The following is a 20,390-nucleotide window of genomic DNA, read 5'->3' as shown; positions in this document are numbered from 1 at the left end:
CATATCAGGGACATACATGAAGAATTAATTCACATTTCACTCTTTGGCTCTTTTCCTCTTTAGCTCTTTTTATTTATATCCTGGAATAAGAGAAATTCCGGAAGAACAACTGATAACGGACAACCGGTAACTTTTTCCACTTCTAACTTCGTACTTCCTGCCTCTTACTTCAAATTACATTATAAATTTTGAACTGATAGAACGGTTGCTATGGACCCTGTTCATTACATCGGCAAAAAGATCGGCGCAGCTGACAACTTTTATTTTGCGGCTTTCTTTTTTCAGCGGAATCGAGTCGGTGACGATAAGCTCCTGCAGTTTTGATTTTTCCACGCGCTCGTAGGCCTCCCCTGAAAGAACAGGATGCGTACAGATTGCGCGCACGCTTAACGCCCCTCTTTCCATCATCAGGTTTGCCGCCCTGGTAAGGGTTCCGGCGGTATCCACCATATCGTCCACCAAAACCACATTTTTGCCTTCCACATTTCCTATTAATTCCATATGGGAAATTACGTTGGCCTTGGCGCGCTGTTTATAACATATCACCACATCGCTTTCCAAAGCCTTGGAATAGGCATAGGCCCTTTTTGAACCACCCATATCGGGAGAAGCGATGGTAAGGTTCTCCAGGTTCAGGCTCCTCAGGTAAGGCAGAAAAACCGTGGAAGCAAAAAGATGGTCCACGGGTTTTTCAAAAAATCCCTGGATCTGGTCTGCGTGTAAATCCATGGTAATAATTCTGGTCGCACCGGCGGTTTCCAGGATACTGGCGATCATTTTAGCGGCAATCGGCACTCTTGGTTTGTCTTTTCTATCCTGCCTGGCCCAGCCAAAATAAGGCATCACTGCAGTGATATGCCTGGCGGAAGCACGCTTGGCAGCATCCAGCATAAGCAGCATTTCCATAAGATGATCGGCACCCGGGTGGGTGGAACCAATTATAAAAACCCTGGATCCCCTCACCGACTCTTCAAATGAAGGCTGGAACTCCCCATCACTGTAGGTAGAAGTGATCACGTTACCCAGTTTACTACCGTACGCGGCGGCTATTTTTTCGGCAAGCTCCCGGCTTTGGGTACAGTTAAATATTTTTGCGTCAGCTGTTGTGGTGGACATTGGTGTTGTGTTGTTGTTTTCTGATCGTAAATATAGTTGATATCGGGCAGCCGGCAAATTTTAGTGGTGAGTAGTGAGTAGTGAGTAATGAGTAGTGAGTAATGAGTAATGAGTAATGAGTAATGAGTAATGAGTAATGAGTAGTATTGAAAAAATTATCGCTGATGAGGGAATCAGCCTGGGAAAGTTTTTAACAACCTCCAATTATCCATAAAAAAAGCGAGGAATGTTCCCCGCTTTCTAAAATGTGCTAATTAATATTTATAAAATACGCCTCCTAAAAGCTCTTTAGGCGTGATATCAATCGGCAAAGGCCCTGATTTTTATTTTGTTCCTAATATTTATTATTTAAAAAATTTTGCCTACCAAAAAGCAGCCTTCGATCTTATTTTAGTCCAGAAACCAGGGTCTTCCTGTCCATAACTGTAGCCATATTTATTTCCATAACCAAAATAAGCCGTTTCCACATCGTTAAGCACAAAACTTACATCATGCAGCTTTCCATCCCTTTTGGCATCTACTGGAAACTCGAGCAGTTTCTTCTCTGTATAGCCGGCCCTAACCAGGTAAAGGGTAAGATCTGCAAACTTATTGATTAGAAAGGTATCTGCCACCAGCATAGATGGCGCGGTATCCACAATCACGTAATCGTATTTAGAGGTTACCTGTTCGAATAACAGCTCGGTTTTATCGTGCCTCCACAATTCTGAAGGATTAGGAGGAACACTTCCGGAAGAAAGCAGGTAAAGGTTCTTATGCAGGCTGGAGTTCTTAATGAGCTCCTCCAGCGTAAGCTTATCATTTACCAGGTAATCGCTTACTCCCTGCCACTCTTTGGCATTTTTTTCAAAACGCTGCAACTGTGGATTTCGAAGGTCTCCCCCCATAATCAGCACTTTCTTACCGGTATTGGCCAGTGTCATGGCCAGGTTAAAAGCGGTAAAGGTTTTTCCTTCCCCTTTAACAGTAGAGGTCACAAAAATACTTACCCCTTCCTTTTTATTCCCGGCATTTACCAGCAGGTACTGCAGATTCGTGATAAGGATTCGGAAAGACTCGGCCAGGACAGAACGGTCATGTTGCCCCACCAGCTGTTGGTCTTTAGCCCCTATCCTGGGCACTTCTCCCACTAATGGTATTTGTTTCCCGGCCTTTTCCAAATCTACCCTGCTGCGCACTTTATTATTAAGCAGGTTTTTAATGTAGATCACCAGAAAAGGAATTAGCAGGCCAAGAATAAGTGCCGCTAACAAAATGATCTTTGGCTTAGGGGAAACCGGCTCTTTTGAGCTGTAAGCACTATCTACAATTTTGGCCTTGGGTGCGGTTACGGCAAGGGAAAGCGAATTCTCCTCCCTTTTTTGAAGAAGGAAAAGATATAGCGATTCCTTTATATTCTGTTGCCGTTCGATGCCACGATACTGCCGTTCTTTTGATGGCACAGCAGATATTTTACTTCCTATGGAAGCAGCCTGGCGGTCCAGGTCTTCCTGGGCGATCTTAAGATTTGAGCGCATGCGTTGCAGGCTCTGCAGCACGTTAGATTTCATTTGATCAATCTGGCTGTTGAGCCTTACAATAACAGGGTTTTTCTCGGTTGAACCTGCCAGTATTCTGTTGCGCTCCAGTACAAGTTTATTATATTCCTGTATTTGCTGGTTCACGCCTTCTTCCTTTATCCCCAGGTTGGCAGGCAGGAGATCAGATTCGGTGCCGGAGTTAAGGTAATCTATCATCGCACTGGCAAGTTCCAGCTGGGTTCCCACCTCCTGTTGCCTTTTATTATATTCGCTGGCATTTTCAATAAACAATTCAGATTCCGCTTCAATATTGGTAAGCCGGTTAGCCTCCTTAAATTCCACCTTGCCGGTTTCCACGGAATCCAGTTCTTCATTAATGATCTTCAACCGGTCATCTATAAATTCCGCAGTATTTCGGGCCACCAGGTTTTTGTCCTCAATAGCCTCCCTGTTGTATTCCAGGATTAGCTGGTCCAGGATATCCTGTGCCTTTTGCTTTACCGGGTCTTCAAGGCTTAGCTCTATCAGGCTTGAATTTTTATCGGTAAGATTCACCTGCAGTTTACTCCTGTAATTATCTACCACAGCTTCCACGGGAACAAATTTCACCACCAGGTTTTCCAGAGACTGCATTTCCCCCGAGCCAGTGATTTTCTGATTTTCGGTTACTACCACATTGGCGAAGCCTAGATTTAACGGCACCCCAACTTCTCCTTTGATTCTTTCACCTGTTTCGGTATTGGTAAGTACAAGCCGGCTCTTTTCTTTATTAATACGGAAAGAATTTGCTCCTTCTGAAGCAACTCTGGAAAGCGCTTCTTCGTCCAACTGAAGAATGTTCACTTTAAAAGGAGTGTTTAAATATAATTCTGAAGACTTTATTTTATCCTCATCAAAATAAAGAATATTGATATCCAGGGCTTTCACCGTGTTATTCATCATCCTCCTGGAATTCAGCATTCCTATCTCATTCTCAATACTGTTAGTGCCCATCCCGCTTAAAAGGCCAAGGTCTACAAAGGCCGACATTTCGGAAGAAGGCGATTTGCTTTCCTCATCCTTGATAATAATACTTGCAACAGTATTATAACTGGGTGTAGTTGTACGCAAATAAACAAAAGCAACAACTAAACAAGCCATCACACCTGCCACAAACCACGGCCAGTAATGCAGATACTTTTCCAGTTCCTCCCTTAAATCAATCTCTTCTTCCTGCGGACGGTTTGGATAATTTTGTTGTGACATCTTATCTGGCTATTAAAACTGCTAATGAAACTAATACTGAAGCTATGGAGATATATACCGAGGCGTTACGATTGTAGCTGGAGGACTGGCGCTGGGCGGAGTTAGGCTCCACGTAAACCACGTCATTCTGCTGTAAATAATAATAAGGCGAATCTATCATTGAGGCATCGGTAAGATCAAGGTAGGTGTAAGTCTTTTTGCCATCTTCCTCCCTTATCACCAGCACGTTATCCCTGCGGCCGTAGATGGAAAGATCCCCTGCCAGGCCAAGGGCTTTTGGCAAACTTAAGTATTCGTCCCTTACATCGAAGGTACCGGGGCGGTTTACCTCCCCGAGCACGCTTACCTGGAAATTCACAATCCTTACATTTACAATAGGATCCTGTACATATTCGCTGATCTCCTCTTTTAATTTTGCGGAAAGTTGCTGCCTGTTGAGGCCTGCGACTTCTACAGTGCCCAGCACAGGAAATTCTATGCTCCCGTCGCTATTTACCAGATACGTCTGCATTTGCTGTCTTCCATTAACCGTCAATCCCAGCTCCGCTCCATTTTGCGGCACGCCTATAACAGGAAGGTTGAATGGCAGCGCAGCTTCCTGCTCCGGGGCCGAAACGCTGATGGTAAGCAGGTCATTTGGTTTTATTTCAAGGCTGTTCCGGGAGACCCCTTCCAGGGTACCCGCTTCCGGCAGATTCTCAAAATAGACCAGATCCTGCCTGGAGACACAGGACGTAACACTCACTAAAAGCATAATAATCAATAACGTAGGCTTTAAAAATCTGGGGAATTTCATTAAAAAAATTTTTGGCGAATATACTATTTTAGGATTTACTTAACAATGTTAAAATACTGGTTGTTTTAGGCTGAATTATTGACTTCCAACTCAAAACAACAAGAATCCGGCATTTTAACGCATGGAGTGTTGCGCAGAATGGCTTTTTCTTGCAGCTCCGGCACTTCTGGCCTTCAACATGGAAAAAAGAAAGAAGCTCCCGGAATACAGGCTTACCACAACAAAAAGCATCCACACCTGTGGAAGCAGGTTAGAGAGGCTAAGATATATGGTTACCACCAGCAGGTTCAAGAAGGCGAGTGAAGCACTGGCCCTGGCATGGTTCAGGCCCAGGTCCAGCAATACGTGATGGGCATGATTACGATCTGCAGAAAAAGGGCTTTTCCCGCTAAGAAGACGAATGATCATTACCCGCAAGGTATCGAAGACCGGAATAAATAATACACAGGCCACCAACAGGATCCTGTTTTCAGAATTATAGCCCTGGCTTATAAGGCTAACGGGTTCCATAACCAACACTTTTAGCGTAAGAAGCCCAAGGATAAGCCCAACAGGAAGAGAACCGGAATCTCCCATAAATATTTTTCTTCTTCCGCGGGAAAAATTAAAACGAAGAAAACCGAAAAGCGTTCCCATAAGGCTTACACTAAGCAGCACATAATAAGGATGCCCGGTAGTATAAAAAATGCCTCCATATACGGCACTTATTACAATACCCGTAATTGCCGCAAGGCCATCTATCCCGTCTATGAGGTTGTAGGCATTTATAAGGGCCACGAGTAGCAGGGCAGAAAGGCAGTACCCAACTGCCTCAGGTATCTCATAGATTCCCAGGAAACCATGCAGGCTGTTGAGCCGCAATTCCGGGGAGAAAACAATAAAACAGGCCGCGGCAACCTGCCCAAAAAGCTTTACCCTGGCAGTAGATACCACCAGGTCATCTTTAAGGCCTACCAGAAAAAGAATACTCATGGCCGCGATAAGATGATTCCCCACAAACCCCAGCCTGAGGCTCTGGATTACAGACAGCACCAGCACAATAGTGATAAAGAACGCCACTCCACCAAAAGAAGGCGTTTCCACCAGGTGCGAACTGCGCTCATTTACAGAGGCCGTAAGCTTTTTTTCCTGGCTTACCCATAAGATCTTTGGGATGGTATAAAATGTAAAAGCAAAGGTGCTTAAAAAAAGAACTCCAAGAAAAAGAGGATAATAAGCACGAAAAAGGTCCAAAATTACTTGCTGATCTAAAATATTCATAACATCAGGTTTTTATTGTAAACCTCTCGGTAGGGCGAAGGTTGATATTTGGGTTTAACAGGTTTATATAGCAGGCGGGCCCTTTTAAAAAAGGTTTACCTGGAAAGGTTCTTTATAAAATTGCCATTGTACTGCCGCAGCATATCTGCTAAGCGCGGCATGCCCAGCCGGTATTTCCTGGCCACAGGCTGTTCGTTATTATAGCTGTATTCCCACCTGAACTCGGCGGGAGTTCTTAATTCCAGTTTTTTGGTCCTGTAGATGCTCCCCGGGGAAATGGGAAGAGCAAACTGGAAACCTATGGTTGAGCCAGAGGTGGTGCGGGCGGCATAAAGGCCAATATCCACATTGCCATACTGCTTAATAATATCCAGGCGTGCCCCGTTATCTTCAAAAATAAACCGGCCCGCGCTTAGCTTCAGGCTAAGGTTTTCAAAAGGCAGACGATATTCAGCATCTACCACCGCATGAACTATGGATAAATCACTGCTGGAATAGTGGTCGCTATAAACCTGGTAATACCCGGTAAGGCCTGCTTCCAGCCCAAAACTCCACCTTTGCTCCAGGGGAGCATAACGATATTGTATGTCCAGCCCATAGCGGTCGTAATAAAATGTTCCCAGGCTAAGGGCGACAAAATGTTTGTTTACAGGCTGCATAAAATAGTGCAGCATAGTGGGTGCCAAAACCACGGCATTGTTTTCATCCAGGGAATTCTGCACCGGGAATTTTATTCCTGTTTGCAGGCTGAGGCCCGGGGCCAGATAAAGCCTGGTATCCAGGATAAGGTCCAGCCGGGTCTGGAAAGGCTGCTCATAATAGCCAAACCTTGCAGCAAAATTAGGAAACAGGCGTAACTGTATGCGATAGCCATTCCAGGGCTTATTATTTTGCTTAAAAAACTGCCTGGCTTCTTTATCCAGCTTCACAAAAGAATAGAAGTCCTGCAGATAGCCCCCAACAGGTTTGTTGTGGTACAGGGGGCGCCATACTATAGTTTTTTGAACCTGGCCTTCCAGCAGCAGCCCGGCATAGTGCATACTGTGATAGGGGCTGCGGAATTCCCTGTGTTCAAAGAAAACCTCCAGGCTATCCTTTTTCTCCAGTACCTGTACATTTTCAAAGCCCGCTTTAAAAAGCCTATCTTCGATCCCCTGGCCGAGCAGGGAGGTAGTAGCCATTAGCAGCAGGAAACTACTCCAGGCTGTTTTCATAGCGTCTCAGGGTATTAGGGGCAAAATCCAGCCGAAAGCTGGTGGAAATACTAAAGGCAAACGCTTTTGCCTCCAGGCTGTAAGCCTGTAACAGCAGCCATTCGAATGGCTTTATAAAAGCCCCGGCATTAAAATTACGGGTATCATATTCCAGCATCAGACCGCCAAAACGCACAGGCTTATAAGTTATACCTCCAAAAAAGCCACTGAGATATTGACCAGACCTTAGATCGTCCTTCTTTATTACCTCCAGGTCAAAATAGTTTTTGCCATTTTTCTTTCGTGGGAAAACATAAGGAGAGGCATAGCCCGCGGTAACTTCAAAATCCCCGAGAGCCGATTTGAACTGCTTTGTTGCCACGAGATAATCATGTGCCAGCACAGGAGAAGCAGAACCCGGCGGGGTCCAGCCCAACACCAGGGCAGGGCGGGTTTTCGTTTCTTTTAATATCCTGAACCTGAGATCCAGCTGCCGGTCTCCCACTCCAATATTCTCCGGCATGCGGGGCCGGTAAGCAACGCTTATGCCTGCTTCCATAAAGGAAGCAAACCTGACGGAAGCACTGTAAAAATTTACGGTGTTTTTTTCTGATTCTGGTTTAAAAACAGAATACTCCCAGGGCAGGTAAGCAAAAGAAAATGCCAGCTGCCGGTTTTCTTTCCAGCCAGCTGAAGGGATAAGCATATAACCTTCTTTCCCCAGAATGTTTACCTGCCCCCTGCATTGCGGTACAAATACCAGCAAAAGCAGGAACAGGTAAAACTTTATGTTAATCTTCACTGCGAAGAATTGGAATACCTGTAGAAAAAATTAATTTCCTGACCCCTGGTTATGGCAGTTGGCAAGCGCAGCACTTAATTTAGCATCTGCGGTGGCTTTCCTGGCCTCGAAGTTAGAAGTAATCTCCCCTTCCTTGGTTTCCTTTATTGTTAACGCAGCAGCTTTCTCCTCCTCCTGGAAATCCACCAGTAAAGCAGAAGCCTCAGCAAACCACTCCTTAAGGCTCTTACTTGCCTTTACGGTATAAAGCAGGGCAAGGGTTTGAATCTGTTCGGCAAGTTCCTCCTGCCCGGCTTCCCCTGCCGCGGCGGCCGCATTAAGAAGATTAACGGCTGTTCCTTTAAGGTCGGCCTTAAAAGCTGCACGATCTTCCTGCAGGCCTGCAAGACGGGTTTCATAACGGGTATCAGCTTCCCCCAGCCTTCTTTGATAGTTAGCATCTACAGTAGCCAGTTGTGTATCCCTCTGGGTTTCCAGTTCCTCTATACGCGTATCATAAGCATCCCTGGCCTGTTCCTGGCAGGAACCATTCACTGCCTGGGCATATACCTCTTTATCGCCAAAATCAGGAATTTTTAAGGCTGCATTTGCCACTGCGGCACGGCCATCAAAATCGGCAGAATAGTTGATCTCCGGCAGTAAAGCGGTTACCTCTGCAGGCAGGGCTTCGAGGCCGGACTCCACTTCAGCCAAATCCCCTTCCAGCTCTTCTGTTTCCAGAATATTTTCCACTTCCTCCTCATTCAGGTTTTTTGCAGTTTCCTTTACACCTTCAGAATAGCTTTCGGTAGCTGTTTCCACAGCGCCCAGTTTCTCCTGGGTTTCCTCGCTCACCTCGCCATCGTCTCCAAGGTCGTCCACAACAGCCTGGGTTTCCTCAGAGGTTTCTACATTCCCGGTTTCGGGCTCGGTAACTTCAGGATCTTCATCCTCCACTTCGGGAAGGTCTTCCACCTCGTCGAATTCCTCTTCAAAATCGGGAACTTCGGGGGTGGGATTGTCATCATCCTTGCTACAGTTTATAAGCAGGAGTGAAATAAACAGTAAGCAGGCAAAGTAGGTACTTCTGCGATAAAAATGTGTAAATTGGGTTCTCATAAAATCTGGTTTTTAAATTTAAAATTAATTGATTGGTTGTATAAAGAGATTAATATAAAAGCAGTGTTGTCCCACGTATAGATTAGAGACGGCTTTTTTAAGAGAAACAGGAATTAAGAATCAGGAAACTGATAAATTAATTTGTTGATCAAATAACTGACGTATAAGATTGTCAGGAACAATTAGGCAAGCTCTATTTTATATTGAGTTTCTTCTCTAGCGATGATAAGTTATCGTAATTGGTAATTTTCATTTCGAGAGCAGAGAGATATAGGATGAGTTAAGAAATAACAGCAATTAGCTCACTTCTATTCGGACATTTAAGATTAATAGAATACTATTGTTTAACCCGCTCCTTTAAAACCTCCCAAACAAATTTTGGTGTCGAAACCAAATTTCTTTCTGCCAGTCTCTTTGGCTCCTTTAAGAATCGTGGTAACCATTCTAGACCTAAATTTATCCAAAACTTGGAAGGTCTTTTTACTGTACCAGCATAAAAATCAAATACAGCTCCTATGGAACCAATAACCTTTGCATTAAGATTCGCCTTATTCTGATGAACCCACTTTTCCTGTTTTGGAGCTGTCATTCCTACGAAAAGAACATCGGGTGAAACTGAGTTGACCTTATCGCACATTAAATGACTATCTTCTTCATTAAATATCGGTTTATACGGTGGTGAAAAACTATGAACTTTAACATTTGGGTAATCCATGTTAGCCCTTTTGTGAATTTTCTCCAAGGTTTCCGGAGCTGCCCCAAGAAAGACACATGTACCACCGGTTTCATTCAATTGCTGCATCAAATTCAAAAAGAGGTCATAACCAGCAATTTTTTTGATCTTTTCATTTTTGAGAATTCTTGCCGCAAGCACGATCCCGATACCATCTGGAAGAAGAATATCACTCGCTTCTAGCGAATCCCGAAATTCACTATCCTTCTTGGCAACACAATACGAATGAGGATTTATTGTATTCACAACAGATTTACTTGGTGCAGAAAGAGAAGGATAGGATTCCCTTATTTTATATCCAAGAAGATTCATTTGTTTAGTTTTAACATTTTTTATTAGCCCGAACTAATTAATAGGATTTTTGAATAAACGGTTTTGCCTTTGGAATTTTCTTCTTGAAATTAAATACTTCTAAATCCTTAAGTGAAATATTTTCTTTCGTAAATATTTCAATATTCTTCTCAATTTTCGATTCAGACCAATTCCACCACTGTATCTCAAGCAATCTTTTTATAATTTCTTGATCAAAACGGTACTTAATTATTTTTGCTGGAACACCTCCAACTATGGCGTAAGGAGGAACATCTTTTGTTACTACAGACCTCGCTGCTATTACGGCACCATCACCGATCTTAATTCCTCCAAGTATCATGACAGATTCACCAACCCATACATCATTGCCTATTTTAGTAGGTTTATATTCTTGAAAATCAATATTTCTAACCCATGAATTTTTAATTTGGTTCTTTTTGTAGAAGATCAGATTGGTCGATAATAGGTTCAAAGGATGTTGACCTATACCGATTCTAGAATTAACACCGATTCCAGAAAACTTACCGATTTCGGTATAATAAATGGTCGATAATTGTCTTACCCTCGAGTAATTCCCAATTTTTGCATTTCCTAACCGAACACCAAAACCGATATATACTGATTTTGAGAAAGAGGTGTATTTATCCCAAAAGGAAAAAAAAGAAACAGCTTTGTAATATCTTTTTTTTTGAAAAAGAGTTGTTAAATAGTTAATTAGCATTTTTAATATTAAATTGTCGTTTTGCGTTGCTTAATTAAACCTACCTTCATAAGAATAGTTAAAAACTTACCTGTTATACGATAGCCAAGACTTTTATATCGATAAACACTTCTACCAATAGTACTATCGATAGAAATATCTTTAGGGAAATTAAAGGCTACTTCCTCACTTTCATCGAACAGTACTTTAATTCTATTATAAGTATTTGTATGTGTGGCATTCTGCATGAAGCCATTATTTACAACCTTAGATTGAACTGGAAACACAGTATATTTTCCTTTTTTGAATTGATTATATGTAAATCGGATAAACCAAGAATCCACCCTACCTTCCATAGAGGCTAGTAGCATATTTGACAAATCACTACCATATTTATTAAACTCCCTTTGTAGCTTTTTATCGATTTTAAACTTTTCAAAATCTCTTATTTCCCAATCAATTGTACCCCACCTATTATTCCAAGTGGCCCAACCCCATGAGTGTGCTCTACCCCAAACATAAGCATCCAAAGAATAATCTTTAGGAGGCTTTATTTTAAATGAGAAGCCCGACACGGAAAATATATCCTCAGTATTTGCGTACTCATTCAGACTTTGGTTCATAAAGGATAAAAAGTTTTTTGATAGAATTAGATCATCCTCAACTACTATTACCTTTCCGTGGACTTCTATAATTTTTGAAACACCCTCAATAATAGATTTAGCTAATCCTTTATTTATTTCGGATTCGTATATTTCTATTTTTTTAAATCCATTTATCTCTCTCAAATAATCACGAACTTCCTGAACTTTTAATTTTTCAATGTCATTCCTTGGACCGTCCGAGAAAACAAACAATTCGCTTTCGGAGGAAAGAAGATTATTACTCAAAGATTCAACCGTTGTCTTAGTTTCTTCAAGTCTATTAAAGGTAAATAAACAAATTGGGGCAAAATCCATCATATCTAGGATATCACTTTATATAAATTAGGAAATAACATTTTAGCATATGCTTTTACAGCAAATACTAACCATTTATTTCCCCAAAATTTTTTACGAAATTGGATATATTCCTTAATATTTAACCCTAAGGGTGTATGAAATAGTTCCCACCTTTTTAATAATCTATTTTTCGGATCACACCAACCTGGTATCCCTAAGTTCGGAGGACAAGAAGCCACAAAGGTCTTAGTTGTATAACTTTTATATCCAAGTTTCATAGCTCTTAGTCCATAGTCAAAATCCCCCATACCGTGTGTGTATTCATCCGACAGAAAGCCAACTTTTTTGTAAATCTTTTTTGGAATCAAAACTGCGTTTCCATTGATATACTTACAGACTTGCAACTCCCCATTAGGAATTATAGGACCAAAATCTGTCCTTCCTCCATAAGAAAAAAAATTTTTATCAAAAGATACTCTACACGCAGCGGTTACTATGACCTCATTTTTTTCAAGTGTTTTAGCTTCATTATAGATTTTAAAAATTTTTAAAAATCCATTTCGATCTAAAATAGTATCATCATTTAACCAGAAATAGTAATCATAATTTTTACTTTCTGATGCTTTTTTCCATGCTAATCGCATACCCTTGTTCCAAAACAGGCTCCCATCACCTTGAATTATATTTACTTCAGGAAATTTTTCTCTAACCGCTTGACCGGTTCCATCTTTAGAGCCATCATCGACCAGAAATACAGAAAGTGAAATTCCCTTAGGCAGCTTGCAATTACTGAGCGCCTTAAGACAAGACAAAGTTTTGTTTTTTCTATTATGGCAAGTCAAAAGAACGGCAACTTGATATTGCATATAGGTTATAGTTTTGATGGGTAGGCTTCAATTTCATCACTCCAAATCTCATTTCTAGACAATAATGTCTCTCTTAAAATAAATAGCACGAATAAATAAAGGATTGTATTTATGGTTAAATACGGAGGCCTAAAATAGGATTCGAAAAAATTAGGTATAAGAAACAAAACGAAAAATATTAGAAAGACCGGTTTAATTCCGTAGGCCTTTAAAAAAACGTATCGCATAAACATGACAATAGCTACGCTTCCCACAATACCATATAGCACAATATAATCCATGAAAGACGAATACGAAGAAGTCGCAAAGACAAGAGTATCAGGGAAATTTTTAAGGCGATTATCCAAGCTGTAAAAATCACGACCAAGTCCCAATATTAAATTATCCTGAAGCTCATAAAAAGCGTAATTCCAGATTAGGATTCTTGATGAAGTAAGGGATACCAAATCTATTTGGTTAAAACGGTCTACAAGAAAAAAAAGAATAGGAAAAGCAACAAGAATCGCTATATTCTTTACTATCCCTAATTTATATTCAGAAACAAAAAAAATCAATCCAATGACGGCAAAGGTCAATAACCCATTTCGCGAATCGCTCATAAAAATAAATAGAGTAATTGCAATAAAATGCAGATAGTGCACCTTTGCTCGCCTAACTCCATAATACGGCGCTAACAGCAATAGAATAAATATAAAGTTACAGACAATTACAACCCCATTGGGATTACTAAAGATGCCAGCCCATTCTCCATCTGAGAATATAGAAACAGCAGGTTTTAAGAGAACCAAAATCAAGGAGGAATACACATATAATACCAATAGCCAATTATACAAGGTACGGATATGACTGCGGTTAAGTTTCGAATAGACTAAAAAGGCGGCAAATAGAAATATATAAATAAAGTCGTTGAGAGAAAAACTTGAACTCAATATGCCCACATTCAGCAATATCAGCACAAATACCCAGTGATTCCCCTTTAAATTATTGATTCGAAATTTAACGGGACTCTTAAGAATAAGCATTATTGTTAGGACACTCAAATACAATAGCAACAGATAATTTAGATAGATGGTATTGGTAGCCAAGCCAGTTTCCAATTGCCTTACCATATCATCGGTTGATTGATTCCCAATTGGAATCAATTGCCTTGGAGTCAAAAGAAGCTGTGGAATAGGATAAAAAAGCAAACCTTTGATGAGATGGGCAGTTACCTCATAGGCACTCAACCGGCTTTTAGCAAGATCATTCAAAAATGGAATTACCATAATTATAAGGAACAGGACTATTACGATTCCAATGGAGGGGACTATCTGCATGACCTAATTTTTCAAAATCATTGAACGGTACATCCTTACGTATTTATCAACGCCCATAGGCATCGAAAAATCCTTTTTTACTTGCTCCTGCAATTTCATTCCCAAAAGCCTTCTCTCTGAAGAAGACATACTATACACTTTAAACAACCCATCAGCAATACCTTCAGGTGTAGGATCCACACCCTCGCTATGGGGGACCCGCGCCAATAAATCATTTAGGCCAGGTACTTTTGTCAAAATCACCGGTGTTCCCATCCCCATAGCCTCTAGCGCCGCATTACCAAGACCCTCTAATTTTGAGGACATCACAAATACATCAGAGACGGCAAGTATTTCTTCAACGTTATCAACTGCTCCTAGAAATTGGCAATTCGAGGCAATATTTAGTGATGATGCAAGCTTTCGTTCTGCAAATCCTTCTTGTTCGTCTCCTGCATGTAAATACAGCCAATTGTCAACTGAATCATTGAATATTGCTAAAGCCTTTAATAAAAAATCATGCCTTTTTATAGCAGAACAGTTACCAACACTACAAAGCACAAAAACCTCAGCTTTAATACCCATTTGTTTACGAAGCTTCTGAGCATCTTCCTCTTTTACGGGCAGATACCGATTGCTGTCATACCAATTATAAATTTTTTCCGTAACAGTATTGTATTGTGTTTTTTCAAAGTCCGCCACCATGTCACTAATAGCGTGGAATTTCACACCTAAAAATCTCGCCATAATTCTATCAAAATGGCGACGAACTCTTCCTATCCAGCGTATTTTGAATAGACTATGAAAAGTGCGCACTATATTTTTATGCCCGACTGATAAGCTTAGCAAGGTATATAGGAAAAAATTACTTTCAGGGTGTATATGTATAATATCATAACGATTCTCCTTTAAAAGACATCTAAATTGGTTACATTTGTTAATAGAAGTATTCTCAAAAGAGATATGGTGTACTATGTAACCAGCATTTTTCAATGCTTCGGCAGCATTACCAATATTATCTTTTGTTGCTAAAATTTCAGGGGTTATTCCATTTTTATCCCATTCTTGGAATGAATTGAGTAACATCATTTCCATACCTGACATTTTCAATTCATTTAAAATATGTAAGACCCTAATTTTCACCAGATAACTGTTTTTTATAATGGTCAATTAAATTATCCACTGTTACTTCTATGGTATAATTTCTCAGTACGTACTCCCTAGCTCTTTCCACCAGTTCCTCTCTTAGACCCGTCTCTTCACAGAGCCGCAATATTTCGCAAGCAAGGGCTGTGGAACACGTGACATCGCATAAAACCCCATAATTACCAAACCCCAGTAAGTGAGGCACGGCCCCTGAATCTTTCCCACCAATTACAGCAGTGTTTCTGGCCATTGCTTCGATCAACGTATTTCCAAAAGACTCTTCAAGTGAAGGATGCACCATAATACTGCTCTCATCATACAAGTCAACTAATTCTGCATGGGTAACAGGCCCACAGAGTTCAACATTTTTAAACAAGTTGCTAGTCCTCCATTTTTTTAAAGCCGGATTTTTTTGATAGAATGGATTACCGACTAGCCTCAGTTTTAAATTAGGTTTTTTTATGAGAACCTGCTGAAAGGCCACTAATAATGTCTTGATATTCTTGAGCTTACTTACTGAGTTGGATACCGAAATAATAGTATTAACATCACGGTCTATTGAATTCTGGATTTCCAGATAATGATTAGAAATTGGATTGGGTATAACCACACTATCTATATTCCACCTTTGTTTAATGGACTTTGATATGTAAGGTGAATTTGATATAAAATGCAACTCTCGTTTTCTAAATATGGCGTTATTTACAAGCAATCGAACAAGTCGATAATAACTCTTAAAGTATCTCAGAATAGCTGGTGCCCAATCTCGTACAGTCACAAAAACGGGTATATCCTTACGGAAAGAACTAAGCCCCAATGAAAACTCATAAGTCCATTGCGCATGAAGGATTTCAGGCTTATTAACCTCTGAATGAACAAAGTCCCTTATATGACTTGATTCACTTTTGAATAAATTAAATGTTTTCAAATAACTACTTTTCCTAAAGGGCCCTACAAAAATAGTTAGGTTTTTTCCAAAAAGAACCGTCTTTTCATTACACTCTATAGCGAGTGTGTAGATACTTATAGTGTGGCCCCGTCGCAACAATTCTTCCACAACGGCATCTACAGCTGGAGCTTTAAGTCCCTCTAAAGCTTTTGCCTTTTCCTTTCCCGATGCGTCCAGGTATTTAGAAAAACGTTGAATTGTAATAGGGCTGGCTATTCCTATATGCATCATTCAGCTTTTAGACGCGTGGCAAATTTGTGCTCTTCTATAATATCTACTTCATCTAAAAAATAAGGAAAATCAATTTTTAGGTTTTTGTGTTCTATATAATGTTTGGACACAACCATCTTAAATTTCATTCTATGGTATTGTGTATGCCTGTCCTCAATATACTGGGCAGCTAAAGAAGATTTTTGATATAATTGTGAAGCATCCTCATCCAGTAGTCTATCTATTCTATCTGTAATTCCACCAATTGAATCTACCCAATATACATGATCGTTATTGCGCAATACATTACCAATTCGCGGAACCTTTAGTTCTACGGTGGGAATTCCTGAAGCTACTTCAAAAAAAGCCCTATTCGAAGTATAGTAATCTGAATAAGAATAAGGATTGCCTCCTACCACAACCCGTCCTCTTCTAAAGGTATTTTGTTGTTCTGAAAAAGGGATGGGGCCGTGACTAATTTTAGTATCCCAGTTATGACCAAAAAGACCGAAATTTCTACCATAATGCTTACTGAGCTTTTTGACTAATTCTTCCCGGTCTCTGGTAGCCCAAAAATACTTGGAACCAGGATTTTTACTATTATTTCGACTGCCCACAAATACCACATCAAAATCAAAAGTGTGATTGGCCTCTACCCCAAGCGCATTAAAACGTTTTTGACACATACCATTAGGCATGTAAATAATATTCTTTGCACCCCAACGTACCATTTTATCAGCCGCCTTACCCATTTGTGTACTAAAGGTAATATCAGCCAAGCGACTAATTTCTTTAAAATCTTGGGGGTAGTCAGGTTTCAATAAATTATCAGAAAATGGATCTCCCGCACTAGTAATAATCAAAGGCGCCTTATCAAGTTGACGAAGGCGTTGAACGCATTCTCTTGGCGATGGAGTTCCCTTCCGGTGAAAATATTGAAAATAAACCACGTCATAAGCAAGAGAGTTACATTTATCGACTATGTAATCATAAAATCTATCCCATCCATTTTCAGCCGCAAAACCCAAGTAAGGTATATTGTCATAAGCATTAACCATACCCTCTCGTTGCAATCTTAGCATCCCATCATGCCATCCTGGATGATCTGACACATCACTACCTTGGGAGAGAAACAAAACATTCATACTGCTCTAAATCTTAAATTTATTTTATTATACCATATGCCAATTTCTCTTCTAAAATCTTTGGAAAGAAGATAGAAAATCAACAAAAACACCAAGGCAAATAGACCTGCGAATACAATCAATTCAAACCAAGTATTCGCTTGAACAATTTTTCCTGCATGAAAAGCGATGCCACATACAACAGAAACCAACAATACATTGAACACAAATTTTGTAACATCCTCTCTAGAGAAAACCTTATCCTCATACAAACTTTTTAAATGATACCATCCACCGGTAAATAGTAATGCGGGTATCAGGGCTACTATAATTCCCACAAGACTATAATAAATGGCCGCGATGGTAATAAAAGCAGCGTACAATAGATTTTGAACAACAATAATTAAACTTGTTCCCTTGATATTACCTAAGGCAAAATTTATATTTCCTAGACTTGCAAAATATCCTTTCATGGCCACACCAACGCAGATAAATAGACTTAATACAATTCCTGCAAATTTATCAGCACCTACCCAAAGCGTAATTAAATCTTTATTGAACAGAAGGAACCCTGCAATTATAAATCCATATGCCCAAGTGAGGAAATGAAAAAATTTCATCAATAGTTTATTGAGTTTTTCTTTATTGTTTTCACCGTGTAGATGCGATACGGCAGGTGCCATTGCAACAGCAGGCTTATAAACAATACCTTCAACTATTTTAAACGGTCTTCTGGTTATTTCAACAATAGTCACAAATTCAGCACCAATAAATCTGGCAATAATTATCAAATCCAAATTACCCGCAAGTGTATTCACCAATCTAGAAAAAAAAGTATAGGTAAATTCTTTAAACAACGGGAGCGTCTTATTTAAACTATAGTTTATGGACAAGTCATGCTTTCTCGTAACATATTGCAAGTAGATTAGATTACCAATACAGGTTAGAACACCATTAATCAAAAGCATCATCGCTATGGAATAAAGACCATAGCCATTATATAACATAGTTATATTCACGGTTATACCAATTAAGGAAGCAAAAATCTCAATTATCCCTGGACCTTTGGTTTTTTGCATTCCATAATTCACACCTCTTATTACTGAAGTAATCAAGCTAAAACAAGCACCAATAGCACCAATGTTAAATGCCCTTACCAGAACTTCTTCTTTGTGATAATTTTCAAAACCAATTAAATCAGGAATGAAAAATGAGAAAATAAAACTAAGAATCAATGCAATCGTACAAATCAAGGATCCTATCAGGATTCCTGATCCTATCAATCGCTTCAGCACCTGTAAATTTCGGGTTCCATAGGCGTAGCCAACTTTCTGCTGTAATACACTACCCGCCCCTGGGTCTACGATATTTATCCACACTAATAGACTACCTGTTGCCAACCAATACCCATAATCTTCACTATCAATGAAATTAAAATATATGGGTACAATAAAGAAACCTTTAATCATCCCGATAGCAAGACCTGCATATTGCAACATGAGATTCCATTTTACCGCACTTTTTCTGTTTGACGGTAAAAGGTTTTTATTATCAGATTCCATATTGCATAATTGAAACTAAATTATTTTCTTTAAATTTAATAATTAGAATAGGACGATCTATTTGAATTAAAAATGATCTGAAGTTTTGTTTATCAACTAACTATTCTCCTATCATATAAAAATTAAAACCTAAATCTTCCATTTTTCTTTTATTGAGTAATTTTCTTCCATCAAAAAAGAATGCAGGCTTTAACATATTATCATAAATACTCTGCCAGTTCAATTCTTTAAATTCAACCCACTCTGTTAATATTGCCACTGCGTGAGCTTCTTCACAAACTTGATAAGGATCCCTTACTACAGTAACCAACTTTCTATTTTCCTGTTCGCTTCTTGTTCCTAAGTAATTCAGGTCAGAATAGATTTGCTCTTCGGATACCTTAGGATCGTAAACTACGATCTCTGCCTGCTCATTTAAAAGATAATCTGCTACATAGATCGCAGCTGATTCACGAGTGTCGTTGGTATCCTTTTTAAAGGCCCAGCCAAAAAGAGCAATCTTTTTACCTGAAACGGTATTGAATAATGTTTTGACAATTTTCTCTGCAAATCTTCTTTTTTGATGATTATTCATGATGATCACTTGCTCCCAGTAATCAGCTACCTCGTTTAAGCCGTACGATTTAGCAATATAAATCAGGTTAAGAATGTCCTTTTGGAAACAACTTCCACCGAAACCAATAGAAGCTTGCAAGAATTTTGGACCAATACGTGAATCCATTCCTATCGCCTTGGATATCTCATTGATATCAGCCCCCGTATGTTCACAAAGCTCACTCATGGCATTGATGCTTGAGACACGCTGGGCTAGAAATGCATTTGCAGTTAATTTTGATAATTCCGAAGACCAGACATTAGTCGTCAGAATTTGTTCTTGAGGCACCCATTGAGCATAAACATCCACTAAAGCTTGCATGGCTTCTCTTCCTGCTTCAGTATTCACATTTCCTCCTATTAAAACCCTATCCGGATCTAATAGGTCTTCCACTGCAGTTCCTTCTGCAAGGAATTCCGGATTGGATAGGATCTGGAAATTTACTCCATTCCCGGTATTATCAAGAATGCTCTTTAAAGCCTCGGCAGTTCTTACCGGCAAGGTTGATTTTTCTACGATAATCTTATTATCCTTGGCCACCTCAGCGATCTGCCTAGCACAAAGTTCAATGTACTTTAGATCTGCAGCCATTCCCTTACCAACCCCATAGGTTTTGGTTGGAGTATTTACTGAGATAAAGATCATATCGGCCTTATCTATAGCAGCATCAACATCTGTAGAGAAAAACAGGTTCGTGCCCCTGGCTTCCTTTACCACTGCAGATAAACCGGGTTCATAGATTGGAATATTCTCCACATCCTCATCATTCCAGGCTGCGATGCGTTTTTCGTTAATGTCAACCACAGTAACGTTAATGTGCGGGTTCTTTTGAGCAATAACCGCCATGGTGGGGCCACCTACGTATCCTGCTCCTATGCAACAAATATTTTTAATCTTCATTTTTAAAGCTATAAGCTCTAAGCGTTA

The 20,390-nt window shown here is 39.9% G+C and carries 17 protein-coding genes; all 17 read right to left on the bottom strand.

Features of this window, described 5'->3' with window-relative positions:
* Nucleotides 1-174: 174 nt before the first annotated feature.
* The 17 genes from RM553_RS05690 to RM553_RS05610 all read right to left on the bottom strand — a co-directional run bounded on the left by RM553_RS05690 (nucleotide 175) and on the right by RM553_RS05610 (nucleotide 20,363).
* On the bottom strand, nucleotides 175-1,116 hold the full coding sequence (locus RM553_RS05690) for a ribose-phosphate pyrophosphokinase (RefSeq protein WP_311533992.1): 942 nt from the start codon (nucleotides 1,114-1,116) through the stop codon (nucleotides 175-177).
* Nucleotides 1,117-1,478: 362 nt separating this feature from the next.
* A complete protein-coding gene (locus RM553_RS05685; protein WP_311533991.1) occupies nucleotides 1,479-3,881 on the bottom strand; it encodes a GumC family protein in 2,403 nt (800 codons plus the stop codon).
* A gap of 1 nt (nucleotide 3,882) precedes the next feature.
* Complete coding sequence (locus RM553_RS05680) at nucleotides 3,883-4,677, bottom strand: polysaccharide biosynthesis/export family protein (protein ID WP_311533990.1); 795 nt, start codon at nucleotides 4,675-4,677, stop codon at nucleotides 3,883-3,885.
* A gap of 114 nt (nucleotides 4,678-4,791) precedes the next feature.
* Nucleotides 4,792-5,937, bottom strand: a complete 1,146-nt coding sequence (locus tag RM553_RS05675; protein WP_311533989.1) for an MraY family glycosyltransferase — start codon at nucleotides 5,935-5,937, stop codon at nucleotides 4,792-4,794.
* A 95-nt stretch (nucleotides 5,938-6,032) separates the two neighbouring features.
* Nucleotides 6,033-7,151 (bottom strand): YjbH domain-containing protein, encoded by a 1,119-nt coding sequence (locus RM553_RS05670; RefSeq protein WP_311533988.1) that lies wholly within the window; start codon nucleotides 7,149-7,151, stop codon nucleotides 6,033-6,035.
* Nucleotides 7,132-7,932, bottom strand: a complete 801-nt coding sequence (locus RM553_RS05665) for a YjbH domain-containing protein (protein WP_311533987.1) — start codon at nucleotides 7,930-7,932, stop codon at nucleotides 7,132-7,134. The genes RM553_RS05670 and RM553_RS05665 overlap by 20 nt, the downstream gene beginning before the upstream one ends.
* 30 nt (nucleotides 7,933-7,962) lie before the next feature.
* Nucleotides 7,963-9,030: a hypothetical protein gene (locus RM553_RS05660; RefSeq protein ID WP_311533986.1), complete on the bottom strand. Its 1,068-nt coding sequence runs from the start codon at nucleotides 9,028-9,030 to the stop codon at nucleotides 7,963-7,965.
* A 337-nt stretch (nucleotides 9,031-9,367) separates the two neighbouring features.
* Complete coding sequence (locus tag RM553_RS05655) at nucleotides 9,368-10,075, bottom strand: WecB/TagA/CpsF family glycosyltransferase (RefSeq protein ID WP_311533985.1); 708 nt, start codon at nucleotides 10,073-10,075, stop codon at nucleotides 9,368-9,370.
* A 37-nt stretch (nucleotides 10,076-10,112) separates the two neighbouring features.
* Complete coding sequence (locus RM553_RS05650) at nucleotides 10,113-10,796, bottom strand: CatB-related O-acetyltransferase (RefSeq protein ID WP_311533984.1); 684 nt, start codon at nucleotides 10,794-10,796, stop codon at nucleotides 10,113-10,115.
* Nucleotides 10,797-10,804: 8 nt separating this feature from the next.
* Nucleotides 10,805-11,737 carry a glycosyltransferase gene (locus RM553_RS05645; RefSeq protein WP_311533983.1) on the bottom strand — a complete coding sequence of 311 codons (933 nt, stop codon included), beginning with the start codon at nucleotides 11,735-11,737 and terminating at the stop codon, nucleotides 10,805-10,807.
* Nucleotides 11,738-11,739: 2 nt separating this feature from the next.
* Nucleotides 11,740-12,582 (bottom strand): glycosyltransferase family 2 protein, encoded by an 843-nt coding sequence (locus RM553_RS05640; protein WP_311533982.1) that lies wholly within the window; start codon nucleotides 12,580-12,582, stop codon nucleotides 11,740-11,742.
* Between the two features lie 5 nt (nucleotides 12,583-12,587).
* Nucleotides 12,588-13,847: an O-antigen ligase family protein gene (locus RM553_RS05635; RefSeq protein WP_311533981.1), complete on the bottom strand. Its 1,260-nt coding sequence runs from the start codon at nucleotides 13,845-13,847 to the stop codon at nucleotides 12,588-12,590.
* A gap of 54 nt (nucleotides 13,848-13,901) precedes the next feature.
* Nucleotides 13,902-14,981, bottom strand: a complete 1,080-nt coding sequence (locus tag RM553_RS05630; protein WP_311533980.1) for a glycosyltransferase — start codon at nucleotides 14,979-14,981, stop codon at nucleotides 13,902-13,904.
* Nucleotides 14,982-15,009: 28 nt separating this feature from the next.
* Complete coding sequence (locus RM553_RS05625) at nucleotides 15,010-16,203, bottom strand: glycosyltransferase family 4 protein (protein ID WP_311533979.1); 1,194 nt, start codon at nucleotides 16,201-16,203, stop codon at nucleotides 15,010-15,012.
* Entirely contained in the window at nucleotides 16,200-17,327 is a 1,128-nt protein-coding gene (locus tag RM553_RS05620; protein ID WP_311533978.1) for a glycosyltransferase family protein, read from the bottom strand. Before RM553_RS05620 ends, RM553_RS05625 begins: the two co-directional genes overlap by 4 nt.
* Nucleotides 17,324-18,868, bottom strand: a complete 1,545-nt coding sequence (locus RM553_RS05615; protein WP_311533977.1) for a lipopolysaccharide biosynthesis protein — start codon at nucleotides 18,866-18,868, stop codon at nucleotides 17,324-17,326. The genes RM553_RS05620 and RM553_RS05615 overlap by 4 nt, the downstream gene beginning before the upstream one ends.
* Nucleotides 18,869-18,968: 100 nt before the next feature.
* On the bottom strand, nucleotides 18,969-20,363 hold the full coding sequence (locus RM553_RS05610) for a nucleotide sugar dehydrogenase (RefSeq protein WP_311533976.1): 1,395 nt from the start codon (nucleotides 20,361-20,363) through the stop codon (nucleotides 18,969-18,971).
* Nucleotides 20,364-20,390 lie beyond the last annotated feature (27 nt).

Origin of the sequence: Autumnicola tepida (genome assembly GCF_031846485.1) — a bacterium.
Taxonomy (GTDB): Bacteria; Bacteroidota; Bacteroidia; order Flavobacteriales; family Flavobacteriaceae; genus Autumnicola; species Autumnicola tepida.
Note: the sequence above shows the minus strand (reverse complement) of the source record. Positions and strands in the feature narration are given on the sequence as shown.

What these genes read in the sequence shown, in the direction of transcription:
- RM553_RS05690 (WP_311533992.1), bottom strand. Translation starts at nt 1,116, where the DNA reads ATGTCCACCACAACAGCTGACGCAAAAATATTTAACTGTACCCAAAGC.
- RM553_RS05615 (WP_311533977.1), bottom strand. Translation starts at nt 18,868, where the DNA reads ATGGAATCTGATAATAAAAACCTTTTACCGTCAAACAGAAAAAGTGCG.
- RM553_RS05680 (WP_311533990.1), bottom strand. Translation starts at nt 4,677, where the DNA reads ATGAAATTCCCCAGATTTTTAAAGCCTACGTTATTGATTATTATGCTT.
- RM553_RS05630 (WP_311533980.1), bottom strand. Translation starts at nt 14,981, where the DNA reads ATGTCAGGTATGGAAATGATGTTACTCAATTCATTCCAAGAATGGGAT.
- RM553_RS05655 (WP_311533985.1), bottom strand. Translation starts at nt 10,075, where the DNA reads ATGAATCTTCTTGGATATAAAATAAGGGAATCCTATCCTTCTCTTTCT.
- RM553_RS05620 (WP_311533978.1), bottom strand. Translation starts at nt 17,327, where the DNA reads ATGAATGTTTTGTTTCTCTCCCAAGGTAGTGATGTGTCAGATCATCCA.
- RM553_RS05625 (WP_311533979.1), bottom strand. Translation starts at nt 16,203, where the DNA reads ATGATGCATATAGGAATAGCCAGCCCTATTACAATTCAACGTTTTTCT.
- RM553_RS05610 (WP_311533976.1), bottom strand. Translation starts at nt 20,363, where the DNA reads ATGAAGATTAAAAATATTTGTTGCATAGGAGCAGGATACGTAGGTGGC.
- RM553_RS05640 (WP_311533982.1), bottom strand. Translation starts at nt 12,582, where the DNA reads ATGCAATATCAAGTTGCCGTTCTTTTGACTTGCCATAATAGAAAAAAC.
- RM553_RS05650 (WP_311533984.1), bottom strand. Translation starts at nt 10,796, where the DNA reads ATGCTAATTAACTATTTAACAACTCTTTTTCAAAAAAAAAGATATTAC.
- RM553_RS05660 (WP_311533986.1), bottom strand. Translation starts at nt 9,030, where the DNA reads ATGAGAACCCAATTTACACATTTTTATCGCAGAAGTACCTACTTTGCC.
- RM553_RS05675 (WP_311533989.1), bottom strand. Translation starts at nt 5,937, where the DNA reads ATGAATATTTTAGATCAGCAAGTAATTTTGGACCTTTTTCGTGCTTAT.
- RM553_RS05670 (WP_311533988.1), bottom strand. Translation starts at nt 7,151, where the DNA reads ATGAAAACAGCCTGGAGTAGTTTCCTGCTGCTAATGGCTACTACCTCC.
- RM553_RS05635 (WP_311533981.1), bottom strand. Translation starts at nt 13,847, where the DNA reads ATGGTAATTCCATTTTTGAATGATCTTGCTAAAAGCCGGTTGAGTGCC.
- RM553_RS05685 (WP_311533991.1), bottom strand. Translation starts at nt 3,881, where the DNA reads ATGTCACAACAAAATTATCCAAACCGTCCGCAGGAAGAAGAGATTGAT.
- RM553_RS05645 (WP_311533983.1), bottom strand. Translation starts at nt 11,737, where the DNA reads ATGATGGATTTTGCCCCAATTTGTTTATTTACCTTTAATAGACTTGAA.